The 25191-nt window shown below is 73.6% G+C and carries 23 protein-coding genes; 8 read left to right on the top strand and 15 right to left on the bottom strand.

What is annotated here, in order from left to right; genetic code table 11:
* Window positions 1-71: 71 nt before the first annotated feature.
* On the bottom strand, window positions 72-1532 hold the full coding sequence (mptB, locus tag AB0C25_RS17045) for a polyprenol phosphomannose-dependent alpha 1,6 mannosyltransferase MptB (RefSeq protein WP_357374457.1): 1461 nt from the start codon (window positions 1530-1532) through the stop codon (window positions 72-74).
* A gap of 104 nt (window positions 1533-1636) precedes the next feature.
* Entirely contained in the window at window positions 1637-3037 is a 1401-nt protein-coding gene (gene mptB / locus AB0C25_RS17040; protein ID WP_357374086.1) for a polyprenol phosphomannose-dependent alpha 1,6 mannosyltransferase MptB, read from the bottom strand.
* A gap of 44 nt (window positions 3038-3081) precedes the next feature.
* Between mptB (AB0C25_RS17040) and AB0C25_RS17035 the strand changes: the two genes are divergently transcribed.
* A complete protein-coding gene (locus AB0C25_RS17035; RefSeq protein WP_357374084.1) occupies window positions 3082-4839 on the top strand; it encodes a hypothetical protein in 1758 nt (585 codons plus the stop codon).
* A 5-nt stretch (window positions 4840-4844) separates the two neighbouring features.
* Here the strand turns inward: AB0C25_RS17035 and AB0C25_RS17030 are convergent, their stop codons facing one another.
* Both AB0C25_RS17030 and AB0C25_RS17025 read right to left on the bottom strand, forming a co-directional pair.
* Complete coding sequence (locus AB0C25_RS17030) at window positions 4845-7958, bottom strand: bifunctional [glutamine synthetase] adenylyltransferase/[glutamine synthetase]-adenylyl-L-tyrosine phosphorylase (RefSeq protein ID WP_357374082.1); 3114 nt, start codon at window positions 7956-7958, stop codon at window positions 4845-4847.
* A complete protein-coding gene (locus AB0C25_RS17025; RefSeq protein WP_357374080.1) occupies window positions 7958-8725 on the bottom strand; it encodes a type 1 glutamine amidotransferase in 768 nt (255 codons plus the stop codon). Before AB0C25_RS17025 ends, AB0C25_RS17030 begins: the two co-directional genes overlap by 1 nt.
* A 268-nt stretch (window positions 8726-8993) precedes the next feature.
* Between AB0C25_RS17025 and AB0C25_RS17020 the strand changes: the two genes are divergently transcribed.
* A complete protein-coding gene (locus AB0C25_RS17020; protein WP_357374078.1) occupies window positions 8994-9929 on the top strand; it encodes an LD-carboxypeptidase in 936 nt (311 codons plus the stop codon).
* Between the two features lie 132 nt (window positions 9930-10061).
* Here AB0C25_RS17020 and AB0C25_RS17015 read toward each other — a convergent pair whose 3' ends face one another.
* A complete protein-coding gene (locus tag AB0C25_RS17015) occupies window positions 10062-10955 on the bottom strand; it encodes a virginiamycin B lyase (RefSeq protein ID WP_357374076.1) in 894 nt (297 codons plus the stop codon).
* Between the two features lie 185 nt (window positions 10956-11140).
* Between AB0C25_RS17015 and AB0C25_RS17010 the strand changes: the two genes are divergently transcribed.
* Entirely contained in the window at window positions 11141-11686 is a 546-nt protein-coding gene (locus AB0C25_RS17010) for a hypothetical protein (protein ID WP_357374074.1), read from the top strand.
* Window positions 11687-11937: 251 nt separating this feature from the next.
* On the opposite strand, the gene AB0C25_RS17005 is transcribed toward AB0C25_RS17010, so the two are convergent.
* The 4 genes from AB0C25_RS17005 to glnA form a co-directional block, all read right to left on the bottom strand.
* A complete protein-coding gene (locus AB0C25_RS17005; protein ID WP_357374072.1) occupies window positions 11938-12309 on the bottom strand; it encodes a VOC family protein in 372 nt (123 codons plus the stop codon).
* 148 nt (window positions 12310-12457) lie between these two features.
* Window positions 12458-13150, bottom strand: coding sequence for a WYL domain-containing protein (locus AB0C25_RS17000; RefSeq protein ID WP_357374070.1), 693 nt, complete (start codon window positions 13148-13150; stop codon window positions 12458-12460).
* A gap of 114 nt (window positions 13151-13264) precedes the next feature.
* A complete protein-coding gene (locus tag AB0C25_RS16995; RefSeq protein WP_357245007.1) occupies window positions 13265-13690 on the bottom strand; it encodes a DUF350 domain-containing protein in 426 nt (141 codons plus the stop codon).
* A gap of 90 nt (window positions 13691-13780) precedes the next feature.
* Complete coding sequence (gene glnA / locus AB0C25_RS16990; RefSeq protein ID WP_354974466.1) at window positions 13781-15130, bottom strand: type I glutamate--ammonia ligase; 1350 nt, start codon at window positions 15128-15130, stop codon at window positions 13781-13783.
* Window positions 15131-15390: 260 nt separating this feature from the next.
* Between glnA and AB0C25_RS16985 the strand changes: the two genes are divergently transcribed.
* Entirely contained in the window at window positions 15391-17148 is a 1758-nt protein-coding gene (locus AB0C25_RS16985) for an NAD+ synthase (protein WP_357374068.1), read from the top strand.
* Window positions 17149-17335: 187 nt separating this feature from the next.
* Window positions 17336-18181, top strand: coding sequence for a 3-methyl-2-oxobutanoate hydroxymethyltransferase (panB, locus tag AB0C25_RS16980; RefSeq protein WP_357374066.1), 846 nt, complete (start codon window positions 17336-17338; stop codon window positions 18179-18181).
* Between the two features lie 137 nt (window positions 18182-18318).
* Here the strand turns inward: panB and npdG are convergent, their stop codons facing one another.
* The 4 genes from npdG to AB0C25_RS16960 form a co-directional block, all read right to left on the bottom strand.
* A complete protein-coding gene (npdG, locus tag AB0C25_RS16975) occupies window positions 18319-19017 on the bottom strand; it encodes an NADPH-dependent F420 reductase (protein ID WP_357245001.1) in 699 nt (232 codons plus the stop codon).
* Between the two features lie 93 nt (window positions 19018-19110).
* Window positions 19111-20541, bottom strand: coding sequence for an RNB domain-containing ribonuclease (locus AB0C25_RS16970; protein ID WP_357374064.1), 1431 nt, complete (start codon window positions 20539-20541; stop codon window positions 19111-19113).
* A gap of 83 nt (window positions 20542-20624) precedes the next feature.
* Complete coding sequence (locus AB0C25_RS16965; RefSeq protein ID WP_357374062.1) at window positions 20625-21509, bottom strand: histone; 885 nt, start codon at window positions 21507-21509, stop codon at window positions 20625-20627.
* A gap of 82 nt (window positions 21510-21591) precedes the next feature.
* On the bottom strand, window positions 21592-21795 hold the full coding sequence (locus AB0C25_RS16960) for a hypothetical protein (protein WP_357374060.1): 204 nt from the start codon (window positions 21793-21795) through the stop codon (window positions 21592-21594).
* A 176-nt stretch (window positions 21796-21971) separates the two neighbouring features.
* Here AB0C25_RS16960 and AB0C25_RS16955 point away from each other — a divergent pair, with 176 nt between their 5' ends.
* The gene (locus AB0C25_RS16955; protein ID WP_357244992.1) at window positions 21972-22469 is read left to right on the top strand and encodes an NUDIX domain-containing protein; all 498 of its coding nucleotides are present in this window, start codon (window positions 21972-21974) and stop codon (window positions 22467-22469) included.
* A 3-nt stretch (window positions 22470-22472) separates the two neighbouring features.
* Here the strand turns inward: AB0C25_RS16955 and AB0C25_RS16950 are convergent, their stop codons facing one another.
* A complete protein-coding gene (locus AB0C25_RS16950; protein WP_357374058.1) occupies window positions 22473-23456 on the bottom strand; it encodes a hypothetical protein in 984 nt (327 codons plus the stop codon).
* Window positions 23417-23749, bottom strand: coding sequence for a helix-turn-helix transcriptional regulator (locus tag AB0C25_RS16945; RefSeq protein WP_357374056.1), 333 nt, complete (start codon window positions 23747-23749; stop codon window positions 23417-23419). The genes AB0C25_RS16950 and AB0C25_RS16945 overlap by 40 nt, the downstream gene beginning before the upstream one ends.
* 73 nt (window positions 23750-23822) lie before the next feature.
* Here AB0C25_RS16945 and AB0C25_RS16940 point away from each other — a divergent pair, with 73 nt between their 5' ends.
* Entirely contained in the window at window positions 23823-24467 is a 645-nt protein-coding gene (locus AB0C25_RS16940) for a GrpB family protein (RefSeq protein ID WP_357374054.1), read from the top strand.
* 39 nt (window positions 24468-24506) lie between these two features.
* Complete coding sequence (locus AB0C25_RS16935) at window positions 24507-25025, top strand: hypothetical protein (protein WP_357374052.1); 519 nt, start codon at window positions 24507-24509, stop codon at window positions 25023-25025.
* The last annotated feature ends 166 nt before the right edge of the window (window positions 25026-25191 follow it).

Raw genomic sequence — 25191 nt, 5'->3', positions numbered from 1 at the left:
GGCGACCGCCGCCCGGCATTCGTTGATCATGAGGTTGGCGGTGTCTTCGATCTCGGAGCGCGCCGCCAACCTCATGATCGACCCCGGTCGAACGGTCTGGGCAGGCGAGGGCGGTGCGTCAGGCGCAGGACGAGGACGAGCAGGACAAGCACCAGCGCGGTCATCGCGACCGCTCCGGGAGCCTTGGCGAACCGGGCCAGGTTGGTGCCGTCGGGCAATGTGAGGAACGCCGCGACCGCCGCCGGCAGCACGAACCAGGTGGTCCGCGTGGCGGCGACCGCCAGCAGAGCGAGGGGCCAGGTGGCGTACCAGGGGTAGAAGACCGGGGAGAGGACCACCGTCGCGGCCAGCGCCAACCCGGTACCGAGCAGCACCACCCGGCACGCCTCGATCCGGTCGGGCGCGTCGTCGCGCCGGCCCAGCGCCCCCCAGGCTCGCCACCAGAGCAGCGCCAGCAGCACGGCGAGCAGCAGCAGCGCCACCGCCCGGACCACCGGCACCGCCTGCGGATCCCGCCCGACCAGCGCGCCGGCGTAGTCCACCACCAGGCCGACGGCGGTGGGCGGCGAGGTCCACTGCTCCGAGTCACCGCTGTGGGTCAACCCACCCACCCACCCGAACCCGAGCCCGGACACCGCGGAGCTGACCAGCAACCCGGCGAGCACCCCGGCCGCCAGCCAGCCGCCGTCGCGCGCCAACGACCGTACGGTGTGGCGGCCGCGGACCGCGGCCAGCGCGGCGAACGGCAGCACCACCACGGCGCTGGCCTTGACCGTCACCGCCAACCCGAGCAGCACCCCGGCCACCAGCAACGACGCCGGCCGACCCGGCCGGCGGACCGCGAGCAGGAGTCCGGACAGCAGCAGGCCCAGCATCACCGCGTCGTTGTGCGCCCCGGCCACCAGGTGCACCCCGACCAGCGGGCCGGCCAGCGCCAGCCAGGCCGCCCGCCGGACCGGCACACCGGCCGCACGCGCCAACCCCGGCAGGCAGAGCGCGCCCAGCAGCAGCCCCGCCACGGCGATGACCCGCAGCGCCACGATCGTGCCGGTGAGCCCGCCGCCGACGCCCACCGCGAGCGCCGCGAGCAGCACGAACACCGGCCCGTACGGTGCCGGGGTGTCCCGCCAGATCGGCGCCACCGCGTCCAGCCACGGGCAGCCCGCCGCCGCCACCGGGACCGCGTAGGGGTCGACGCCCTGGGCGTACGTCCAGCCCTGGCAGGCGTACGAGTAGACGTCCCGGCTGCCCAGCGGCGGTGCGACGAGCAGCGGCAGCGCCCACAGCCCGGCGGTGACGTACGCCCATCGGGTCGACGGCGCTCCCCCGCGGAGCGACCACCACGCCCCGACCAGCGACACGGTGCCGACCAGCCAGCAGGTGAGCGTCGCCGGGCCGCCCGGGGCTCGCCAGATCGACTCCGGTGTCGCGCCGAGCGGGGCGTCGGGCAGCGCCCCACCGAGGTACGCGGCGACGGCGAGCAGGACCGCGCCGACCAGTCCCACGTACCGGGCCAGGCGCGCCGCCCCCAGACCAGAAGGCGGCGGACCGGAAGGCGGCGGACCCGAACGCGGCGGACCCGAACGCGGCGGACCGGAAGGCGGCGGACCGGGAGCGGTCACCGGCGCACCTTCCGTCAGTCGGCGGCGACCGGGTGACGGGCCGCCCGAGCCGACCGTACCAACCAGACGACCAGGGCGATCACCAACAGCGTCATCAGCGGCGCCCCGACCGTCTTGGTGAACCGGGGCAGGCCGGTGCCGTCGGGCAGCACCAGGAACGACGCGACGAGCGCGACGACGGTGAACCATCCGGTCCGGCGGGCGGTGGCCGCGAGCACCGCCAGCGGCCAGATCCAGTACCAGGGGTGGAACAGCGGCGCGAGGGCGACAGTGGCGGCCAACGCCAGCGCGGCGTACCACAGCGGCTCCCGGGTGCGGGCCCGCCACCAGAGCCAGACCAGCAGCAGCGCCAGCACCGCCACGCCGATCCCCCGGGTGACCGGCAGCGCGTCGATGTGCCCGCCGAACGGCACCGCCAGGTAGCCGACGGTCTGGCCGATTGCGGTGGACGGCGACGTCCAGGCGATCACGTCACTGCCGCTGGCCAGCCCGGCGACCCAACCGAAGTCCAGCCCGGCCGCGAGGGTCACCCCGGCCACGACGGCGACCGCACCGCCGACCACCCACCCGCCGTGCCGGAGCAGAGCCCGGATCGAGTACCCGCCGACGATCGCGGCCAGCGCCGCGAACGGCACCACGACCAGCGCGGTCACCTTGATCGCGGCGGCCAGGCCGAGCAGCGCGCCGCCGGCGAGCAGCGGGCCGGGGCGGCCCGGCCGGGAGACGATCACCGCCAGCCCGGCGACCAGCAGACCGACCATCAGGGCGTCGTTGTGCGCGCCGGCGACCAGGTGTACGGCGACCAGCGGGCAGCCCAGCGCCAGCCAGATCGCCCGGCTGGCGGGTACGCCGACGCGTCGCGCCAGCACCGGCAGGCTGAGCGCGATCAACGCCACCCCGGCCACCGCGATCAGCCGGAACACCACGATCGCGCCGGTCAGCGAGCCGGTGGCCTTCACCACCGCGCCGGCGAGCACCACGAACAGCGGCCCGTACGGCGCGGGCGTGTCCCGCCAGATGTACGAGATGGTGTCCAGCCAGGGGCAGGGCAGCGCGGAGACGCCCTGCTCGTACGGGTTGATGCCCGCGGTGTAGCTGGCGCCCTGGCACGCGTACGCGTACACGTCGCGGCTGGCCAGCGGCGGTGCGATCAGCAGCGGCAGCAGCCAGAGCCCGACGGTCGTCAGCGCCCAGCGGGTCGACGGCACGGAGTCCCGCAGCGCCCACCAGGCGTAGGCCAGCAGCGCGGTGCCGACCAGCCAGGCGACGAGGACCAGCGGACCGTTCGGGCTCTGCCAGACGCTGACCGGGGTGGTACGCAGGGGCGAGCCGGGCAGGGCGCCGCCGAGGAACGCGGCGACGGCCAGCAACGCCGATCCCGCCAGTCCGGTCCAACGCGCGAGGTGGTGAGGCACGCCGGACATGCTGCCAGTACGGTGGTCGCGGTACGGAGGTGGGCATGCGGCACAGTCGGGTGGTGGCGATGACCACCGGTTCCGCAGTCGTGCTCGCCGCTATCTGGCTGGCCCTGCCGCTGATGGGGTCGGACCTCGCCGCGCAGGTGGCTCGGGCGGACTTCTTCGCAGCCCACGGTCTCACCCCGGTCGACCTGCGCTGGTACGCCGGGGTGCAGCAGTTCGGCTACAGCCTGCTCTCCCAGCCGGTGATGGCGCTGCTCGGCGTACGGGTGACCGGCGCGCTCGCGCTCGTGGCGTCGGCTGCCGCGCTGGCCGCGCTGCTGGTCCGCGCCGAGGTGCCCCGACCGCTGCTGGGCAGCCTGGTCGGGGTGGTCACGCTGGCCGGCAACCTGGTCTCCGGTCGGGTCACGTACGCCCTGGGCGTGGCGTTCGGGCTGGCCGCGCTGCTCGCGCTCACTCGCGTACCCGGACGAGGGCGAGGGCGGCTCGTGCTCGCGGCGGTGGCCGCGCTGCTGGCCTCGGCGACCAGTCCGGTGGCCGGCCTGTTCGTCGGCCTGGCGGGCGTGGCGCTGCTGTTGACCCGCCGGTACGCCGATGGTCTGGCGCTCGGTGTCGCGGCGGCGCTGCCGTTGGCCGCGACGGCGGTGCTCTTCGGCGACGGCGGCTGGATGAACATCAGCCGCACCGACGCGGTGCGCGCGGTGGTGACCAGCCTGGTGGTGGCGGTGCTGGTGGCGTACCGGCCGGTGCGGTTCGGTGCGCTGCTCTCCGCCGCCGGGGTGCTCGCCGCCGCGGTCGTGCACACGCCTGTGGGGTTGAACGCGACCCGACTGGTGACGATGTTCGCGCTGCCGGTGCTGGCCGCCGCCGCCCACCCGCCCGCCTGGCTCTCCGACCGCCTGGCCCGCCGGTCGGCCGCGCGCGCCACCCCGACCAGCGCCACCCCAACCAGCGCCACCCCGACCAGCGCCACCCCGACCAGCGCCACCCCGGCGAGCGCCACCCCGACCAGCGCCACCCCGGCGAGCGCCACCCCGACCAGCGCCGCCCCGACCAGCGCCGCCGCAGCGCGCGCCGCGGCGGCGGGGCGGTCGCGGTGGGCTCGGCTGCGCGGCGGTGTGGGCCTGACCGCGCTGCTGGTGGCGGTCTGCGCCTGGCAGCCGCCGGCGGTCCCCGCCGACCTGCGTGGCATCGGCGACCCGACGAGCGCGCCGGGCTACCACGCGCCGCTGCGCGCGTTCCTGGCCGGGCAACGGCTCACCGGCCGGGTCGAGGTGCCGCCCACCCGCAACTACTGGGAGGCGGCCCGCCTCGGTGAGGTGCCGCTGGCCCGGGGTTGGCTGCGGCAGGCCGACATCGACCGCAACCCGCTGTTCTTCACCACCGTGCCCGGCGCGGCCGGCACCGGCGCACCGCTGACCCCGAGCACCTACCGGGCCTGGCTGGCGGAGAACGCCGTGCAGTACGTGGCGCTGCCGGACGCCCCGCTGTCCTGGGTGGGGCGGGCCGAGGCGGAGCTGGTCGAGGGCGGGCTGCCCTACCTGACGCCCGTCTGGTCCGGGCCGCACTGGCGGGTCTGGGCTGTGGCCGACCCGACGCCGCTGGTCGCCGCACCCGCCGAGCTGATCCGCGTTGACGGCGCGGCGGTGACCTTCCGGGCGCCGACCGCCGGCCCGGTGGCCGTCCGGGTCCGGCACAGCCGGTGGCTTGTCGCGTCCGGCGACGCCACGGTCACCGCCGACGGCGACTGGACCACCGTCACGGTCCCCCGCCCCGGCGAGTACACGCTCGGCAGCTGACCCCGCTACGCCTCCAGCACCCGTTGCGCGGCGGCACGCGAGCGGCGGCCGGTACGCAGGTACTCGTCGAGGAACTCCCCCGGGTCGTCGCGCCCCAGCAGCCGGGCCACCCCGGCCAGCTCCACCCCGTGCCGGGGTAACTGATCGCCGGCCCGACCCCGGACCAGCATCAACGCGTTGCGGACCTGCGCGGCCAGGGACCACCCGGAGGCCATCTCGGCGGCGTCCGCCGGGTCGATCAGGCCGGCCCGTTCGGCCGCCGCGAGGGCATCGAGGGTACGCGTGCCGCGCAGCGCCGGGACCCTGCCCGCGTGCCGGAGCTGGACGAGTTGCACCGCCCACTCCACGTCGGCGAGCCCGCCCCGCCCCAGCTTGGTGTGGGTGGCCGGATCCGCGCCGCGCGGCAGCCGCTCGGTCTCCACCCGCGCCTTGATCCGGCGGATCTCGACGACCTGCTCACGGGTCAGCCCGTCGGCCGGGTACCGCACCGGGTCGATCATCGTCTCGAACTCGGCACCCAGGTCGGCGTCGCCGCAGACGAACCGGGCGCGCAGCAGCGCCTGCGCCTCCCACACCCGCGACCAGCGGGCGTAGTACTGCGCGTACGCGGCGAGACTGCGCACCAGCGGGCCCTGCCGGCCCTCCGGACGCAGGTCGGCGTCCACACCGAGCGGCGGGTCGGGGGCGGGTACGCCGAGCAGCCGGCGCAGTTCCTCGGCGATCGCGTGCGCCGCCGCGCTGGCGTCGCTCTCGTTGGACCCGGCGGACGGGTCGTAGACGAACAGCACGTCGGCGTCGGAGAGGTAGTTCGACTCGTACCCGCCGAGCCGGCCCATGCCGATCACCGCGAACCGCAACCCCGCCGCGGCCGGCTGACCGGCCCGGGCGGCGCGCAGCGCGGCGGCCAACGTGGCGTCGGTGACGTCGGCGAGCGCCGTGCCGACCTCGGTGATGTCGACGAGCCCGACGGCGGGCCGGTGCACGCCGTCCGGCCGGCTCGGGGTGGGTGCGAGTGCGCCGGCCCGGCAGAGCACGTCCGCGCAGGCCACCCGGACCAGTTCCCGACGTCGCAGCGCGCGCACCGCGCGGGTGGCCTCGACCGGGTCGGTGTGCCGGGCCGCCGCCGCGAGGAACCCCTCCCGGAGCACCTCGGGTGGGCGCGGGGCCAGCTCGTTCTCCTCGGCCAGCAGCCGCAGCGCCTCCGGGTCCCGGGCGAGCAGATCGGCGACGTACCGGGACAGGGCGAGGACCCGGGCCAACCGTCGGGCCACCGGGCCGCCGTCGCGCAGCAGCCGCAGATACCAGGGGGTGCTGCCCAGTTTGTCGGAGACCTTGCGGTAGTTGAGCAGCCCCCGGTCCGGCTCCGGCGCGTCGGCGAACTCGCTGAGCAGCACCGGTAGCAGTGTCCGTTGGATGGCCGCCGTGCGACTCACCCCGCCGGTGAGCGCCTGCAGGTGGCGCAGCGCCCCGGCCGGGTCGGCGAAACCGAGGATCTCCAGCCGGTGGCGGGCGGCCTCCGGGGTGAGTCGCAACCCGTCGGCCGGCACCCGGGCCACCGACTCCAGCAGCGGCCGGTAGAGCAGTTTGGCGTGCAGTCGGCGTACCTCGGTGGCGTGGGTGACCCACTCGGCCCGGAAGCTCTCCACGGCGCTGCGCCCCGTCGTGGCCGTGAAACCCAGCGCGGCGGCGAGCCACCGCAACGCGCCGGGCTCGCTCGGCACGGTGTGGGTACGCCGCAGGGCCTGGAGTTGAAGCCGGTGCTCGACGCTGCGCAGGAAGCGGTAGCCGCGCAGCAGCGCCTCGCCGTCGGCCCGGCCGACGTAGCCGCCGGCGACGAGCGCGCGCAACGCCGGGATGGTCCCGGGTTCGCGCAGCGTCTCGTCGACGCGGCCGTGCACGAGTTGCAGCAACTGGACGGCGAACTCGATGTCGCGCAGCCCGCCCGGACCACGCTTGATCTCGCGTTCCAGCTCCTTCGGCGGGATGTGGTCGATGATCCGGCGTCGCATGGCGCGGACGTCCTCGACCGCCTCGGGCCGTTCGGCCGCCCGCCACACCAGCGGCGCGAGCTGGTCGATCCACTCCTGGGCCACCGGCACGTCACCGGCGGCCGGGCGGGCCTTGAGCAACGCCTGGAACTCCCAGGTGCGCGCCCACCGGCGGTAGTAGGCCAGGTGGCTGGCCAGGGTCCGCACCAGCGGACCCCGGTTGCCCTCCGGTCGCAGCGCCGCGTCCACCGGCCAGGCCACGAGCCCGCAGATGTGGATCAGCCGGGTCGCCACCAGGGTCGCCGCCGGCAGGTCGGCGTCCTCGGCCGCCACGAAGATGACGTCCACATCGGAGACGTAGTTCAGTTCGCCGCCGCCGCACTTGCCCATCGCCACGACCGCGAGCCGGGGCCGCTCGGTGCCCTCGGCCAGCTCGGCGACGGCGATCTCGTACGCCGCGGCGAGCGTCGCGTCGGCCAACGCCGACAGCGCGGCCATGGTCTGCTCCAGGCCACGCCCGCCGGTCAGGTCGGCCGCCGCGATCCGCAGCAGTGCCAACCGGTACGCGGTCCGCAGCACCGCCACCGGGTTGCCGCCGCCGGTCACCTCCAGCCGGCCCTCGGCGATCGGCGCGAGCCCGTCCGGGGCGGTCCGCAGCGCCAGGCAGTGTGCGGGGTTGGCCACCAGGTGATCGCCGAGCGCCGCCGACGCGCCGAGCACCGCGATCAGCCGCCGCCGTAGCCCCGGGTCGGTGTGCAGCTCCGCGAGCAGCGGAGACTCGGCGCTGCCGCCGCTCGTGGCGGCCCCGGCTCCGGCTCCGCTCGTGCGGCGTTCGGCCACGGCTCCGGCTCCGGCCCGGCTCGTGCCGCGTTCGGCCCGGGCCCCGCTCGTGCGGCGTTCGGCCTCCACGATGCGGTGCAGCTGCCGCAGCGCCAGGTCCGGGTCGGCGGCCCGGGACAGCGCGGCGAGCAGCTCCGCGGCCGACTCGTCGGCGGGCTCCTGCTCGGCCGGCCGCCACAGCCGCAACCCGTCCGGGCCGAGCAGGTCCGCGGCGCGCGCGCCGCCGTCGCCGTCGGCGGTGCCGAAGCCGTATCGGGCGAGTCGGCCCGGTGCCCTGGTCGGCCGGCTCATCAGTGCCCGAGCAGCGGCAGGCCGCGCCGGATCGTGCTGTCGTCCAACTCGCCGAGGGCCAGCGCGGCGAACCGGGCGGCGAACGGCTGCCAGACCTCCTCGACGTCGGGCAGCACCGAGGCGCAGGCCGCGACCACCAGCTCCGGGTCGTAGCCCAGCTCGGCGAGCTGGGTCGAATCGGTGGCCCAGTCGGCGATCATCGCGGCGTCGCACTCGATGTGGAACTGCAACCCCCAGGCCCGGTCGCCGAGCCGGAACGCCTGGTGCGGGTAGCGGGTGGACGCGGCCAGCAGGGTGGCGCCCCGGGGCAGCTCGGTGATCTCGTCGGCGTGCCACTGGAGCACGTCCGGGATCAACGGCACGTACCGGAACAACGGGTCGTTCTCGGCGGCGTCGCGCCGGCCGACCACGCCGGGGCCGATCTCCGGTCCGGACGGGCTCCGCTCGACCAGCCCGGCGTGCGCGGTGGCGAGCAGCTGTGCGCCCAGGCAGACCGCCAGGGTGGGCACCCGGTAGCGGACCGCCTTGCGCAGCAGGCCCTCCACGGTGGGGAACCATGGTGCGCCGGGCGAGCCGTCCGGCAGCGGGTACGCCTGTTGGTCGCCGCCGAGCACCACAAGCGCCGCGTACCCCTCCAGGTCGGCGGGGAGTTCGTCGCCGGCGTGCGGGCGCACCACCCGCAGCTCCAGCCCAGCCTCGGTCAGCCACTCACCCAGCCGGCGCGCGTCGTCCGTCGGGTCGTTCTCGATCACCAGCGCGGTTGCCACCTGTCGAGGCTAGCCGGTGCACCGCGTGCCGCCACGCCCCGCCACCGGGATGTGCGCGCCGTCCGTCGATCCCGGATCCGGCGGGGTCGCTGACGCCTGTTTCATAAGGGCGGTCGAGCCCAGGCTGAGTCCGGGCGGCGATCCGGCAAGGCGCGGTTTCGTCCGGATACAACACCGGTATCCGGACGAAACCACAACGCCGCCGGTCGTCGTCCGAGCCCGCCGCAGGCCGGCCAGTTCTGATGAAACAGGCGTTAGGCTCTGCGATGTGATCAACGAGGACACCGCCACCGTCCGCCCGCCCGTGCTGCGACCAGGTGACACGGTGATGTTGGTGTCACCATCCGGGCCGACCTCGCCGGAGCGGGTGGCCCGGGGGATGGAGCTGCTGATCAGCTGGGGGTTGCGGCCGGTGCCGGCACCGAACGCGTACGCCCGCCACGGCTACCTCGCCGGCACCGACGACCTGCGCGCCGCCGACCTGAACGCGGCGTTCGCCGACCCGCAGGTACGGGGGGTGATCTGCACGCGGGGCGGGTACGGCGCCCAGCGGATCGTGGACGCCATCGACATGGCCGCCGTGCGCCGTGACCCGAAGGTGGTGGCCGGGTTCTCGGACATCACCGCGTTGCAGTTCGCGCTGTGGCGAGGTGCCCGGCTGGCCGGGGTGCACGGCCCGGGGGCGGCCTGGCAGGACGAGCGGACCCCACTGTCCTCCGCCGAATCCCTGCACGCGGCGCTGATGACGACCGAGCCGGTGTCGATCACCGCGCTGCCCACCGAGGAGACCTTCGACGTACGCGTCCCGGGTCACGCCACCGGCACTCTGCTCGGCGGCAACCTGTGCCTGATCGCCGCGTCGATCGGCACCCCGGACCTGCCCGACCTGACCGGCGCGGTGCTGTTGATCGAGGACGTGCAGGAACCCCCGTACAAGGTCGACCGGATGCTCACCCACCTGCGGCGGGCGGGCGCGCTGAACGGGTTGGCCGGCGTGGCGGTCGGGCAGTTCACCGACTGTGGCGACGGTTGGGACACCACGATCGTCGACGTCCTCACCGAAAGCCTTGGCGACCTGGGCGTGCCGGTGCTCGGCGGCCTGCCGATCGGCCACGGCCCCAACCAACTGACAGTCCCGTTCGGCACCGAAGCAACCCTCAACGTCGACACCAACACCCTGACGGTGGCCCCCGCAGTGCAGTAACCCCCTCCCCCTCCCCCTCCCCCGGCCGTCTCCCCCCGGCCGTCTCCCCCCGGTGATCATGAGGTTGTCGTCACTCGCCACGGCGTGTCGCGGCTATAACCTCATGATCACCGCCGGGTCAGGCGGGGGCGGTCAGGCGGGGGTGGGGGTTCGGGTCAGGTGGGCTAGCGCGCCGGTTTCCAGGGCTGCCCAAATGCCGTTCGGGGTGACTGTGATGCCGTGTGGTTCGGACCCGGGCGTGGGCAGGTCGTAGCCGTCGATTCCTCCGGCGGGGTCGAGATGACCGATCCGGTTGGCGCCCCACTCGGTGAACCAGACGCCGCCGGCCGGATCGGCCACGATCGCGTGCGGACGGGCTGCCCGGTCCGGCAGCGGCAACTCGCTGATCCGGCCGTCCGGGGCGATCCGGCCGAGCTGACCGGCGGCGATCTCCACGAACCAGATCGAACCGTCGCCACCGAGCGTGATGCCGACCGGGCCGGCGTCCGGGGTGGGCAACGGATGCAGCGTCACCCCGCCATCGAGGTCGATCCGGCCGATCGCGTTCGCCTGATGCAGAGTGAACCAGAGGGCGTCGTCCGCGCCGGCCGTGATCATCGAGGCGAACCCGCCGGTCACCGGCAGCGGGAACATGGTGACCGTGCCATCGGTGTCCAGCCGGCCGATCGTGTCGGAGGTCATCCCGGTGTACCAGAGCGCGCCATCGGGGCCGGCGGCGATACCACCCGGCCCGGTGCCGGCCGGCAGGGCGATCGTGCGCTGCGCGCCATCGAGGCTGATCCGGCCGATCTTGTCGTCTCCCGAGCGGGTGAACCAGAGGGCGTCGTCCGGCCCAGCCGCGATGATCAACGGACGGCCGCCCGGCGGATCCAGCGGGTAGATTCGTACCGCCCCGTCGGCCCCCAGGCGGGCGATCCCGCCGCCGTGGACCAGCGTCAGCCACAGCGCGCCGTCGGGGCCGGCCGTGATGCCGTACGGGCCAGCGCCCGGCTCGACGAGCGGTATCTCCCGAATCTCCACGCTCATCACCAGCTGCGTCCTTCCGTCGGTGGGTTGCCAACCCTGGCGGCTCCACCAACGAGGACGCAACCGAATTGACCGCCCGCCCGCCCGGATTGTCAGGTCGCTGACAGGTTCGCCACGGGTCGCACCCAGGCTGGCTGGTCACTGTCGGTGATGACACGAGCGTCACCGACCTCCTGGAGGACAGCATGTCCCGCACCATCCGTCGGAAGCATCTCCTGGCCGGCCTCGCCACCGCTGGCGTCCTCGGCGTGGGGATCGCGGCCCCGACCATCGCCTTCGCCGCGGACACCCCGACGCCGGCACCGAGCGCCAGCACCGCCCCGGCTCCCGGCGCGAAGGCCGACGCCGCTCCCGGCGCGAAGGCCGACCGGCAGAACGAGTTCGCCGAGGCACTCGCGAAGGAGTTGGGCGTGCCCACCGACAAGGTGACCGCCGCGCTGGAGAAGGTCCGCGAGCAGCGCCGGCAGGCCGATCGGCCGCAGCGCCCGTCGGCCGAGGAGCGGCAGGCCGCGCTCAAGCAACGGCTGGACCAGGCGGTCAAGGACGGCAAGCTCACCCAGGAGCAGGCCGACGCCATCACCAAGGCCGTCGAGGCCGGCGTCTTCCCCGGCCCGGGTGGCCACGGCGGCCCCGGCTGGCGCGGCGGTCCAGGCGGTCAGGGTGGTCAGGGTGGTCACGGCCCGGGTGGTGACGGCGACCCCGGCGCCCCCGCGGCTACGCCCGGCGCGTAGCGCTTCGGGGCAGGCCCAGGCCACACCGGGCCTGCCCCCAGGCCTGATCCACTCGACGTCCGTGATCCCGCGGTGTCCACGACAGCCCGACACCCCCGAATCACGAAAACCGAGTCGATCACCGCCCCCGGGACGCCAGCACGCGGCATCCGGCCCGCACGCGCATCCGGCCCGCAGCGCTGTCAGGCCGGCGCGGGCGTCAGGCCGGCGGGGGGCGTCAGGCCGGCGCCGGCGTCAGGCCGGCGCCGGCGTCAGGCCGGCGGGGGCGTGAACACTCCCAGGTGGTTGCCGGCCGGGTCGAGCAGGTGGGCCAACGTGAGCCCGCTCGGGGCCGTCCGCACCGGCACCAGCACCCGGCCGCCGGCCGCCTCGGCCCGTCGGCAGGTCTCCGCCACATCGGCGACCTCGGCGTAGAACACCGCGTAGTTCGGCGACGTTCCGTCGGTCGCCCGGATGGCCCCGCCGATTCCGGTGTCCCCGCCGGCCCCGGTCACCCGGTAGGACCCGCCGTCGGTCGAGCCCTGCTCCTCGAAGGTCCAGCCGAACAGCTCTCCGTAGAAACGTTCCGCATCCTCCGGCCGGTCGGTGCCGATCTCGAACCAGGTGATGGGCGTCGTTGACATCTGCTGCCTCCAGGTTGTGCGTGCCGGCCGTTCGGCCGCCGTCCGGAGCAGTCTCGGGGTCGTCCGCGACACCGTCCTGTCGGTGTTTCCGGATCACCCGACGGGGGTTCCTTCCGACCGGACCGTCGGCGCCGCCCGCCGATGCGCCTCAGACCAGGCTCAACGCGCGAACCCGTTCGTGCGGGATGTCCAGATCCGTCGGGCGGAACTCCCGGACCACCACGTCGGGCAGCGCCTGGACATTCCGGATCCGGTCGGTACGGAAGCAGCGCAACTCGTCGCGCAGCCGGCACCAGGCGAGCAGATACCAGTGTCGGGGGTTGCCGAGGTAGCCCAGCGGCTCGACGTCGCGCACCGAGTCCGCGCCGGCGCGGTCGGCGTACCGGATGCGCAGCACCCGCCGCGCGGTGACCGCGTCGGCGACGATGGCCGGGACGGGCGTGGCCGGTCCGTCGCCGACGAGGTGCACCCGGCCGGCGAGGCGGTGCGCTTCGGCGGCGTCGGCGGCCGGCAGCACCGCCACCAGTTTGCGCACCGCGGTGGCACCCGGCCCGGCGAACGGTGTGCCGTCGAGCCGGTGCAACGCGACGGCCATCGCCACTGCCTCCGCCGCCGTCAGGTTGACCGGCGGCAGGGTGCGACTGCGGTCCAGGACGTAGCCGCCGGTGCGCCCCGGCTCGGCCCAGATCGGCACGCCGGCCTCCTGGAGAGCGCCGATGTCCCGCTCGATGGTCCGGCTGCTGACCTCGAAGCGGACCGCCAGCCAGCGCGCGCTGCGCGGCCGGGGCGACACCGCCCGCAGCTCCTCGACCAGGGCGTAGAGCCGGTCCGTACGGTTCATGCCCCGCACGCTACGACCGGGGTACGACGCCCGGACCCGCACGCGACCGGACCGGGTACGACGCCCGGACCCGCACGCGACCGGACCAGCGACCGGACCGGGACGCGACCGCCGTCAGGCGATGCAGGCGCAGACGATCAGCGCGGCGCCGAAGTGGGTGGCGGCGCTGACCCGGGCCGCCGGGTGCGGCTCCGGCGAGCAGATGACCTCGCCGAGCTTGCCCGGGGTGAGCAGGTCCAGCACCACGAAGGCCAGCGCCATGATCGCCAACCCGAGCAGCCCGAACACCACAGTGGAGGCGAGCCCCCTGCCGAAGTCGCTGTAGCTGGTCAGGATCGCGGTGAAGACGATCCCGGCGATGCCGAGCTGGTTGGCGGCCAGCAGCAGCCCTGCATTGGCGTTGCGCTCGACCCAGATCAGGTCCCGCAACCGCCCGGGGGTGAGCAGGTCGACCAGGCCGAAACCGGCCGCCATCAGCCCCACACCGACGATCCCGAACACGACGCTCTGCCAGGCACCGCTGAGCAGATCCTCCAGCACCGACTTGCCTCCCGACTCTCCGCCCGGTTGGGTACCGACGCGGTGATCGAGACGATAGCGGCAGTACGCAACCGCGTCAGCCCCCGGCGATCAGAGCGCCAGGTAGCGCTGCCGCTCGTACGGGGTGACCTCGCGGCGGTACTGCTCCCACTCGGCCCGCTTGTTGCGCAGGAAGAAGTCGAAGACGTGCTCGCCGAGCACCTCGGCGACCAGCTCGGACCCGGCCATCACGTCGATCGCCTCGGCGAGGTTCTCCGGCAGCGCCTCGTATCCCATGGCACGCCGCTCGGCGCTGGTCAGCGACCAGACGTCGTCCTCGGCGCCCGGCGGCAGCTCGTACCCCTCCTCGATGCCCTTCAGGCCGGCGCCGAGCAGCACCGCGAAGGCCAGGTAGGGGTTGGCGGCCGAGTCCAACGAGCGGACCTCGACCCGGGCCGAGTTGGGCTTGCCGTACGCGGGAACCCGGACCAGCGCGGACCGGTTGAGGTGACCCCAGCAGACGTACGCCGGGCTCTCGGTGATCCGGTCCGGCAGGGCCTGCGGGAAGAGCCGCTTGTACGAGTTGACCCACTGGTTGGTGACCGCCGTGTATTCCCGGGCGTGCACCAGGAGGCCGGCGATGAACGACTTCGCCACCTTGGACAGCTTCATCGGGTCGCCGCTGTCGTGGAACGCGTTGCGCTCTCCCTCGAACAGCGACAGGTGGGTGTGCATCCCACTGCCCGGCTGGTCGGTGAACGGCTTCGGCATGAAGCTGGCCTGCACACCCGTGGAGAGCGCCACCTCCTTGACCACGTGCCGGAAGGTCATGATGTTGTCGGCGGTGGTGAGCGCGTCGGCGTAGCGCAGGTCGATCTCCTGCTGGCCGGGGGCGACCTCGTGGTGGCTGAACTCCACCGAGATGCCGATCCGTTCCAGCGCCAGCACGCCCTGGCGGCGGAAGTCGCGCGCCACGGCGTGGGTGGTGTGCTCGAAGTAGCCGCCGGTGTCCACCGGGGTCGGCACCGAGCCGTCCTGGGGGCCGTTCTCCAGCAGGAAGAACTCGATCTCGGGGTGGGTGTAGAAGGTGAAGCCCTTCTCGGCGGCCTTGGACAGCGCGCGGCGCAGCACGTGCCGGGGGTCGGCCCAGGACGGACCGCCGTCGGGCAGCAGGATGTCGCAGAACATCCGGGCGCTCTCGCCGCTGACCCCGCCCTCGAACGGGAACACCTGGAAGGTCGTCGGGTCGGGCATGGCCACCATGTCCGATTCGAAGACCCGGGCGAAACCCTCGATGGCCGAGCCGTCGAAGCCGATGCCCTCTTCGAAGGCCGCCTCCAACTCGGCCGGCGCCACCGAAACGCTCTTGAGCGTGCCCAGCACGTCCGTGAACCACAGCCGGACGAACCGGATGTCCCGCTCTTCCAGCGTACGGAGGACGAACTCCTGCTGACGGTCCACTTCCCCAACCCCTCGCGACGCTCTTTTTGTCCGCCTTGGTCGGGCTGCACCCGACCTGATCGCCCAGTCTCCCCGGGCCTGGTTACGCAGACGTTACGCGAACTGCCGCCCGCCGTCCCCTCGCCTCCCGCTCGGCGGGCGTGTGCTCCACCGCCGACGGGCCGACCCGCCGCAGCTCGGCGGGTCTGCGCCCGGCAGCGTGGCGGCCATCTCGCCGGAGGGTGGGGATTGTCGCGACAAGCCTGGGGCAAGATGAGGACATGCCCACCCTGCGTCTCGCCCTGTCCCAGGTCAATCCGAGCGTCGGCGACCTCGCCGGAAACGCCGACCTGGTCCGCAGCTGGACACGCCAGGCCGCCGATGCCGGTGCCCAGTTGGTGCTCTTCCCGGAGATGATGTTGACCGGCTACCCGGTCGAGGACCTGGTCTTCCGGCGCTCCTTCGTCGCCGCGTCCCAGGCCGCCGTCGAACGGCTCGCCGCCGACCTCGCCGCCGACGGCCTCGGGGAACTGCCGGTCGTGGTCGGCTACCTGGACGCCGACGGGCCGCCGCAGGTCAGCGGGGACGCCGAGCCGGGCCGGGGCGCCCGCAACGCCGCCGCGCTGCTGCACCGAGGCACCGTCGCCGCCCGCTACTTCAAGCACCACCTGCCCAACTACGGGGTGTTCGACGAGGACCGCTACTTCGTCTCCGGCGACACCCTGACCGTGGTGCGCATCGGCGGCGTGGACGTCGCGCTGACCATCTGTGAGGACCTGTGGCAGTCCGGCGGGCCGTTCGCCGCCGCCCGGCAGGCCGGCGTCGGCCTGGTGGTCAACATCAACGGCTCGCCGTACGAGCTGAACAAGGACGACATCCGGCTGCCGCTGGTCCGCCGCCGGGCTGCCGAGGCGGGCGCCGCCATCGCGTACGTCAACATGATCGGCGGGCAGGACGAGCTGGTCTTCGAGGGCGACTCGATGATCGTGACCGCCGACGGTGAGCTGCTCACCCGCGCCCCGCAGTTCGTCGAGCACCTGCTCGTGCACGACGTCGAGCTGCCGGCCGCCGCCTCCTCGCCGACCACGGAGACCATCGCCGACGGGATGCGGGTCGCGCACCGCACGCTGGACGGCATTCCGCCCACGCCGTCCGGCCCGGCCGCCACCGGCGGGCTGATCGAGCCGGTGGCCGACGAGGCCGAGGTGTGGCAGGCGCTCGTGCTCGGCCTGCGTGACTACGTGAACAAGAACCGGTTCCCGTCGGTGGTCCTCGGGCTCTCCGGCGGCATCGACTCGGCGGTGGTGGCCGCGCTGGCCGTCGACGCGCTCGGGCCGGACCGGGTGGTCGGTGTCTCGCTGCCCAGCCAGCACTCCTCGGAGCACTCCCGGGAGGACGCCGCCGACCTGGCCAAGCGCACCGGCCTGGACTACCGCGTCGAGCCGATCCAGCCGATGGTGGACGGTTTCCTGGCCAACCTGTCGTTGTCCGGGGTGGCCGTGGAGAACCTCCAGGCCCGGGTCCGTGGCGTGATCCTGATGGCCCTGTCGAACCAGGAGGGCCACCTGGTGCTGACCACCGGCAACAAGAGTGAGCTGGCGGTCGGCTACTCCACCCTGTACGGCGACTCGGTGGGCGGCTTCAACCCGGTCAAGGACGTCTGGAAGACGCTGATCTGGCGGCTCGCGAAGTGGCGCAACCGGGACGCGGATCGGCGCGGTACGACCGCCCCGATTCCGGAGAACTCCATCGGCAAGCCACCGAGCGCCGAGCTGAGCCCGGGCCAACTGGACAGCGACAGCCTGCCCGACTACGACGTCCTGGACCCGATCCTGATCGGGTACGTCGACGGTGACCTGGGCCGCGACGGGCTGGTCGAGTCGGGCCACGACCCCGCGGTGGTCGACAAGGTGCTGCGGCTGGTGGATACCGCCGAGTACAAGCGACGCCAGTCGGCGCCGGGCACGAAGATCTCCATGAAGGCGTTCGGCCGGGACCGCCGCCTGCCGATCACCAACCGGTGGCGCGAGCACGGCTGAGTCGTACTCCTCGCCGGTGCCGGGTCGGTGCGGCCGGCCCGGCACTGCCTCGCGGGGGCCGCGCGGCGCGGACCTGCGCGGTGCAGTGATATCTCGCACTGGACTCTGCCGTCGTCCCGGCTCGCGGTGCGACGATCGCGACAGAACCCGGGGACCGCGCAGGCGGCCTCGAGGAAGGGAGACAGAGATGGTGGAGTCCACTCCGAGCGAGGTGACCGCGCTGTACGGCGGACCGGTCACCCGTCGGGTCCGCACCCGTGACCTGCTCGCCGCCAAGGAGCGCGGCGAACGGTGGCCGATGCTGACCTCGTACGACCAGTACACCGCGGGGATCTTCGACCAGGCCGGCGTGCCGGTGCTGCTGGTCGGCGACTCGGCCGCGAACAACGTGTTCGGCTACGAGACCACGCTGCCGATCACCGCCGACGACCTGCTTCCGCTGGTACGGGCCGTGGTGCGCTCGACCCGGCAGGCACTGGTCGTCGGTGACCTGCCGTTCGGCTCCTACGAGGAGGGGCCGACGCAGGCGCTGCGCACCGCCGTCCGGTTCATGAAGGAGGGCGGCTGCCACGCGGTGAAGCTGGAGGGTGGCCGCCGCTGCGCCGAGCAGATCGCCGCGATCGTCGGCGCGGGCATTCCGGTGATGGCGCACATCGGCTTCACTCCGCAGAGCGAGCACACGCTGGGCGGTTACCGGGTGCAGGGTCGGGGCGACACGGCGGACGAGGTGCTCGCCGACGCGCGGGCGGTGGCGGAGGCGGGCGCGTTCGCGGTGGTGCTGGAGATGGTGCCCGGTGAGGTGGCCAAGCGGATCACCCACGAGCTGCCCATCCCCACGGTCGGCATCGGCGCCGGCCCGGACACCGACGCGCAGGTGCTGGTCTGGCAGGACATGGCCGGGCTGCGTACCGGAAAGGCGCCACGCTTCGTGAAGCGCTACGCGGACCTGGCCGGCGCCCTCACCGACGCCACCCGGCGTTTCGCCGACGAGGTCCGCGGCGGCGAGTTCCCGACGGCCGGACACACCTTCTAGTCCGGCCCGTCGGCCGGTCACGCGCGGCGCGACCGGCGCGGCGTGATCCACTCGGTGTTCTTGAAGTCGGGGTGTCCCAGTGCGAGGGACACCCCGACTTCCCGGAAGCCGAGTGGATCACGCCGCGCTGAAGCCGATCAGAGGTCGGTGACGCGGATGCCGGCGTGTGCCTTGTAGCGCTTGTTGATCGCGATCAGGTTGGCGGTGAACGCCTCGATCTGGTGGGCGTTACGCAAGCGGCCGGCGTAGATGCCGCGCATCCCCGGGATCCGGGCGGCGAGCGCGCCGACCACGTCGACCAACTCGCGGTCCTCGGTGCAGATCAGCACGTCCAAATCGATCCGGTCGATCTCCGGGTCGGCCAGCAGCGGGGCACTGACGTGGTTGAACGCCGCGCAGACCCGGGAGTCGGGCAGCAACGCGGCGGCCTGCTGCACGGCGCTGCCCTCGGCGACGGTCAGCGCGTACGGACCCTGCTTGTCGAAGCCGAGCGGGTTGACGCAGTCGACGACGATCCGGCCGGCGAGTGGCTCGGCGAGGGCGGCGACGGTGGCGGCGTGCCCATCCCACGGCACCGCGATGATCACCACGTCGCTGCGTCGGGCCACCTCGTCGTTGGCCGCGCCCGTGACACTGCCGGTGGCCGCCACACCGGGCAGGGCGGCGATCTCGGCTGCGGACTCCGCGGCCCGCTCAGCGTTGCGGGAGCCGATCAGCACCGTCTGCCCGGCGCGCGCGAACCGGTAGGCGAGCCCTCGCCCCTGGTCGCCGGTCCCGCCGATGATGCCGACCGTCAGCCCGGACACGTCGGGCAGCGTGCTCGCGTCGTATGCCATGGGTTCATCCTCGCAAACCGGCCGAGCCGGCAGCAGCGCGGAGCACTGTGACGATCCCCGCTGAGCCGGGCCGCCGCGCCGCACCAGCATGGGTCAGGCCAGCTCGAACATCACCGTACGGGCCGTCGGGTCGGCGGTGACCAGTCGGACCCGGACCCGTTCGCCGAGCGGCAGCTGGCCGAGGCAGCGGGCGCGCACCGGTGGGGCGTCCAGCGCGACGGTGCCGCCCGGTGGTCGCGGGCGGGACTTGCCGTTGGGCGGGGCGTCCACGTCGAGCACGGCCGCGTCGAAGGTCTCACCCACCCGGTGCTCCAGCACCGCTGCCTCGGCCAACTCGACGGCTCCCCGGGCTGCCGCCGAGGCGACCCGGTCGGTGCTGGCCATCACCTCGGGCAGCCGGGGCAGCGCGGCGCGGGCCCAGTCGGGCACCGGAAGGCCCGCGTGCAGGGCCAGGCAGACCTCGGTGGCGTACCGGTCGGCCAGACGCCGCAGCGGCGCCGTGACGTGGGCGTACGTGGCTGCCACGCCACCATGTTCCGGGTGCTCCGGCAGCTCCCCGTCGAAGGCGGTGTACGCGGCCCCACGCATCAGCTCGGCCGCCTGGTCGATGAATGCGGCGGCGCGCGGTTGGGAGGCGTCCAGACCGGCGATCACCTGACCCGGGGCGACGCCGTCCGGCCAGTGCACGCCCAGCGGTGCGGCGGCGGCCCGCAGCCGCTGCACGGCCTCCGGTTTCGGCGCCGGCATCGTCCGCAGCAACCCGACCCGGCCGGCCAGCATGATGTCGGCGGCGGCCATCCCGGTCAGCAGGGAGATCTGCGCGTTGTGCTCCTCCATCGGCACCGTCGGACGCAGCACCAGCCGCCAGCCGTCGCCGTCGGGTTCCAGATCCTGCTCGGGCAGCGGCAGGTTGATGGCGCCCCGGCGCAGCCCTCGGGCCGTCAGCCGGTCGCCGATCTCGGGCAGCAGTGCGATCGGCTCGGGCAGCCGCCCGGCGTCGGCCGCCGCCTGCACCCCGGTGTAGTCGAGTTTGGCCCGGCTGCGGACCAGGGCACGTTCCAGCTCGACGGCCACGGTGCCGCCGTCGGCGTCCAGGTCGATGGTCCAGACCACCGCGGCCCGGTCGTCGTCGGGAAGGAGGCTGGCCGCGCCCTCGCTGAGCGTGCGGGGGTGCAGCGGCACGTTCCCGTCGGGCAGGTAGATGGTCTGCCCGCGCCGCCACGTCTCCGCCTCCAGCGCGCCGCCCGGCGGGACGTGGGCGGCGACGTCGGCGATCGCGTACCGCACCCGGTAGCCGCCACCCGTCCGCCGGGCGAGGTGCATCGCCTGGTCCAGGTCGCGGGAGGTGGCCGGGTCGACCGTGACGAACGGTATGTCGGTGCGGTCGACGGGCGGCCGAGGCGGCGCTCCGGCCGCCTCGTCGGCCTCCCGTTGGGCGTCGGCCGGGAACTCCTCCGACAGGCCGAGTTCGCGGCGCAGCGCGCCGAAGTCGATGCGGGGCGCGAGTACGCGTCGAATGACCACGGGTCAATCCTGACAGCGCCGCCGGTGATCCGCTTCCCGTGACCGGCCGAGATCTGTCCCCGGCGAGCCGGGGCAACAGGTGCTCAGCCGGTTGCCTTCCGGGCGGTGCTGCGCGTACTCCGGGGGGCGGTGGCGCGGGCGGCGGCAGGGAGGGCCGGTGACTTGCGGGCGGTCACCTTGCGGGCCGGGGCCTTGGCCGCGACGGTCTTCTTCGCCGGGGCCTTCTTCGCCGCCGCCTTGCGGGCGGTGGCCGACGACGTGCCCGTCGCCTTCGCGGCCGGGGCCTTCTTCGCCGGGGCCTTGCGGGCGCCGCCGCTGGGACCGGTCGACGCGGTCTTCTTCGCCGGCGCCTTCTTGGCGGTCGTCTTCGCCGCCGCCGTCCTCTTCGCCGCTGTCTTCTTCACGGCGGAGGCCTTGGTCGCGGTCTTCCGCGCCGGCGCCTTGGCCGCGGCGGTGGTCTTCTTCGCCGCCGAGGCGGTGGTCTTCTTCGCGGCGCTTGTCGTCTTCTTCGCGGCGCTTGTCGTCTTCCTCGCCGTGCCCGTGGTCTTCCTCGCCGTGCCCGTGGTCTTGTTGGCGGCGGCGGTGGTCTTGCGCGTCGCCGACGCCGGAGCCCGCTTCGTTGACGCCGGTGCCCGCTTCGTTGACGCCGGTGCCCGCTTCGCCGCGACGGTTGTCGCGCGGGTGGTGGTCTTCTTCGCGGGGGCCTTCTTCGCCGCCGTACTCGTGGCCTTGGTCGTGGCCTTCTTCGCCGGGGCCTTCTTCGCCGCCGTGGTGGTCTTCTTCGCCGGGGCGCGCCCCGCGCCGCCGGCGGCCTTCCGGGCCGGAGCCTTCGCCGCCGCCGCACCCGCGGTGGACTTGCGCACGGGGGTGGTCCGGCTCGCCGCCGTGTTCCGCTCGGCCGCGGCGGTCTTCTTCGCGGTGGTGCGTCGGACGGTCGGGCGGGTGGTGGCCTGCTGTGCTTCGGCCATCGTGGTTCCCTCCTTGGGGACGTGCTCTCGCGTGCGTCCTCGCGGAGCACGAAATACCTCGGCGCGGGACGTCCCGCGCCGTCTACTTGTCCTCCCCGGCCCAACGAGCGTCCTCGGCATCCCACGCCTCGTTGCGCTCCTGCACTCGCTGCAGGGCGTTCTCCGCGTCGGCCGCCGAGTTGTACGGGCCGAGAACGTGCTTCGCCGGACACACGTTGGCGTCCGTCTCGACCCGGTGATGCCGGGTGCACCAGTAGAACTGCCCACCACGTTCGTTGTCGCTCATGGGAATCACTGTGCACCGCGAACCGGCAGGCCGCCACCGGATCGCACAAGTCGCCGACCCTCTCCACAGTAGATATGCATGGCGTTCGTCGGGCCGAAACGGCGAAACGCGTGGGACTGGAAAACCAGAAGGTGCGCAGGTGAGCCCCGCTGTGGGCGCACACCTATGATCGTCGGATGGCGACACCGGACTACATCGTGGGGTTGCGCAAGCACGTCGGTCACGACCTGCTCTGGCTGCCGAGCGTCAGCGCCGTCATCCGCAACGACGCCGGTGAGCTGCTGCTCGGCCAGCGCGCCGACGACGGGCGCTGGTCGGTGATCAGTGGTTTCGTCGAGCCGGGCGAGCAGCCGGCCACCGCGCTGGTCCGCGAGGTACGCGAGGAGACGGGCCTGGACGTCGCTCCGGTGCGGATGTCCAGCGCCGTGTCACACCCGCACACGTATCCGAACGGGGACCGCTGCGAATACCTGAACCTGGGGTTCCTGTGCCGGCTGGTGGCCGGGACCGCCCGGGTCAACGACGACGAGTCGCTGGCCGTGCGGTGGTTTCCGCTGGACCGGCTGCCCGAGCTGGACAAGCACGCCCTGCTGGTCATCGCGTACGCGCTGCGCGAGAACCAGCTGGCCGGTTACCTGGAGCCGGGTACGACGTGGGACGACGTACCCGACTGAGGTTCACACCGGGATCGGCGCGAGGGCGACCGGCGCGGTCGGCGCCGATCGCGCCGCCCGGATGGCGTACGCGAGCGCGTACGGCGTGCAGGCCAGGTAGAGCATGGGCTCTATCACCACCCGGTTGGTGATCAGGAAGATCTCCCAGTCGATGGGCCGGGGCAGGCCGAAGTTCCAGTCCGTCCAGCAGGCGAAGAGCCACAGCGGCGCGGAGATCGGGTCGACGTGCTCCCGCGCGTGGATCGTCGGCCCCGCGCCGATCGCGGTGGGGTACGCATCGACGACGACGAGGATCACCGCAAGGTCCGCGGCGACGAGTGCGCCGAGGACGCCCACCCACCAGGCGGCGCGGAGGCGACCCCGGGCGGCGAGGCTCGCCGCGGCCCAGAGCGCGAGGGTCAGGCCGGCCAACCAGAGCAGCAGACCGGGTACGGCGGCCAGGTCCTCGGGGCCGATGACGTGCATGAGCAGGATGACTGTCGCACCGACCGGGAGGACCACGCCGAGCGCGATGCGCAGCGGGCCGCCGAGTGCGGTGTGCCGGGCCCAGCGCGCGGCGAACACCGCCAGCAGGACGGCCAGCCCGACGGTGAACGCCGCCCAGAGCGGTTTCTGCGCACGCTCCAACCAGTCCGGCCCCGTCAGCCAGACCTCGGCGCGGTACATGGCGGCCCCGCTGCCGAGCACGATCGCGACGCAGGCGAGCGGCGACAGCAGCAACGCGGCCGCGGTACGGCCGACGCGACCGCGCAGCAGACTGCGGTCGACGAGTGAGGCACCGGCCCGGCTGACGGCCAGGCTCGCCGCGAAGCCGAGCATCGTCGTCCAGCGGCCGTTCTCGGCGAGGACGTGCAGCTCGGCGGCCCACTCGCGGCGCAGGTCGTCGCGGACGTCGGCCGGCCAGCGACGCGCGGCCAGGTCCAGCAACAGCTCGGCGATCCGGCGGGTCACCACGCCGGCGCCCCGGTGGGCTCGGTGCCGCCCCACGAGCGGCGACCGTCCGGGATCGCGGCACGCAGGTCGGCGAGCGTCTGGCGGGCCTGCGCCACCCCGTCGGCGGTGAGGCGGTAGTAGCGGCGGGCCGGACGGCCGACCGCGACGGGGTCGATCGCCTCCCAGTCGGCGGCCAGCCAGCCGGCCCCCTGCAACCGGTGCAGCACGGGATAGAGGGTGCCGCTGGGCAGGCCGGTCAGTCGCATCAGGTCCAGCCCGTAGCGCTGTTCGTCGGGCTCGGCGAGCAGCGCCGCGAGCACCTTCGCGACCGGAATGGTGATCCGCATCCGACCACTGTATCGGAACTCTACATAGGGTAGGTGTCGTATCCTGGCGGACTTTGCGTCGTAGGAGGTTGCCGTGGCCGAGTATCCGCAGGACGTCGTGCAGCGCTTCCACGGCACCCCCGAACAGGTCGACGCCGGCCTGGTGGGCGAGCCGCCACGGACGTGGGAGTCCGTCGTCATCGAGGAGTACGACCCGGCCTGGGCGCAGCGGTTCCGCGCCGTCCGGTCGTCGCTCACCGAGGCGCTGGGTGGTCTGGTCATCAGCCTGGAACACGTCGGGTCGACGGCGGTGCCGCAGCTCGCCGCCAAGCCCGTCATCGACGTCGACCTCGTCATCGAGGACACCGCCGAGGAGTCCGGCTACCTTCCCGCCCTGGCACAACTCGGCTACCGGCTCGTCCTGCGGGAGCCCTGGTGGCACGGGCACCGGATGCTGCTCAGCTCCGCCGAGGACGTCAACCTGCACGTCTGGCCACAGGGTGCGCCGGAGCCGGTCCGGCACCGGCTCTTCCGCGACTGGCTGCGCGCGCACCCACACGACCGGGAGCGGTACGCCGTGGCGAAACGACGCCTCGCGCGGGACACCGCCCATCGGCCCCGGGACTACAGCCTGGCGAAGAACGAGGTCATCGACGAGATCTACGCGCGCATCTTCGCCGCCTCGGACGCGGCAGCCGAGGCCGAGCAGCGGGGCGCAACGACCCGGGCCGACGGTTGATAATCCTGGCGGTCACTCTGCCAAGAGAAGGGGTCTTCGATGGTGCGATGGCGCTGGGTCGTCGGGGCGGCGGCGGCGGCGATGCTCGCTGCTTGTGACACCGACGCGAACGCCACGGTCGACGCTGCGCTACCCCGCGGGGAGAGCCTCGTTGAGCTGCGTCAGCAGGCACGGGAGGGCTTGGCCCGGTACGACCAGGCCGTCACCGACGCAGGTGGCGCTGACGCCGTCACCCCGACACCCCCACCGTGGAACTCCCCGCCGGGCATCGCCATCGAATCGGCGAGCACAACCGGAGCCGGTACGCAGTTGGTCGTCGACTTCACCGGAACCTTCGGACCGGCGACCGGACGCTGTGGCGCCGACTACCACGCGGAGTCGGTCGAGTCGGCCAACGCCGTCGTGGTCATCGTCATCGCACAGCAGAACAACATCGGCGAGGTGTGCACCCTTGCGGGCTACCCGCGTACCGCGACCCTCAATCTGGCCCAACCGCTGGGCAAGCGGGTGGTCCTCGACGTACGCCAGGGGCAACCGGTCCCGCTCACCCTCAGGTGAGCGCATCAGCTGACCATCCCCAACCGACCATCGCCGGCAGTCGCGGTAGTGGTCGTCCGGCTCTGGCCCGTCGCACATCGGCCAGGCTTCGTCGGCCGGCCACAGCAGCGTGCCTCGTAGAAGGCGCGAGATCCGGCGGCGTTGACCCTGACACGGTGGCAGACCG

The organism is Micromonospora sp. NPDC048839, assembly GCF_040649915.1.
Classification (GTDB): Bacteria; Actinomycetota; Actinomycetes; order Mycobacteriales; family Micromonosporaceae; genus Micromonospora.
Note: the sequence above shows the minus strand (reverse complement) of the source record. Positions and strands in the feature narration are given on the sequence as shown.

Coding starts and splice junctions, on each gene's coding strand:
- panB (WP_357374066.1), top strand. CDS start 17,336: ATGGTGGAGTCCACTCCGAGCGAGGTGACCGCGCTGTACGGCGGACCG.
- AB0C25_RS17005 (WP_357374072.1), bottom strand. CDS start 12,309: ATGTCAACGACGCCCATCACCTGGTTCGAGATCGGCACCGACCGGCCG.
- npdG (WP_357245001.1), bottom strand. CDS start 19,017: ATGGCATACGACGCGAGCACGCTGCCCGACGTGTCCGGGCTGACGGTC.
- AB0C25_RS16960 (WP_357374060.1), bottom strand. CDS start 21,795: ATGAGCGACAACGAACGTGGTGGGCAGTTCTACTGGTGCACCCGGCAT.
- AB0C25_RS16935 (WP_357374052.1), top strand. CDS start 24,507: ATGGTGCGATGGCGCTGGGTCGTCGGGGCGGCGGCGGCGGCGATGCTC.
- AB0C25_RS17015 (WP_357374076.1), bottom strand. CDS start 10,955: ATGAGCGTGGAGATTCGGGAGATACCGCTCGTCGAGCCGGGCGCTGGC.
- AB0C25_RS16965 (WP_357374062.1), bottom strand. CDS start 21,509: ATGGCCGAAGCACAGCAGGCCACCACCCGCCCGACCGTCCGACGCACC.
- AB0C25_RS16985 (WP_357374068.1), top strand. CDS start 15,391: ATGCCCACCCTGCGTCTCGCCCTGTCCCAGGTCAATCCGAGCGTCGGC.
- AB0C25_RS17030 (WP_357374082.1), bottom strand. CDS start 7,958: ATGAGCCGGCCGACCAGGGCACCGGGCCGACTCGCCCGATACGGCTTC.
- AB0C25_RS17000 (WP_357374070.1), bottom strand. CDS start 13,150: ATGAACCGTACGGACCGGCTCTACGCCCTGGTCGAGGAGCTGCGGGCG.
- AB0C25_RS17010 (WP_357374074.1), top strand. CDS start 11,141: ATGTCCCGCACCATCCGTCGGAAGCATCTCCTGGCCGGCCTCGCCACC.
- AB0C25_RS16955 (WP_357244992.1), top strand. CDS start 21,972: ATGGCGACACCGGACTACATCGTGGGGTTGCGCAAGCACGTCGGTCAC.
- AB0C25_RS16945 (WP_357374056.1), bottom strand. CDS start 23,749: ATGCGGATCACCATTCCGGTCGCGAAGGTGCTCGCGGCGCTGCTCGCC.
- AB0C25_RS17035 (WP_357374084.1), top strand. CDS start 3,082: ATGCGGCACAGTCGGGTGGTGGCGATGACCACCGGTTCCGCAGTCGTG.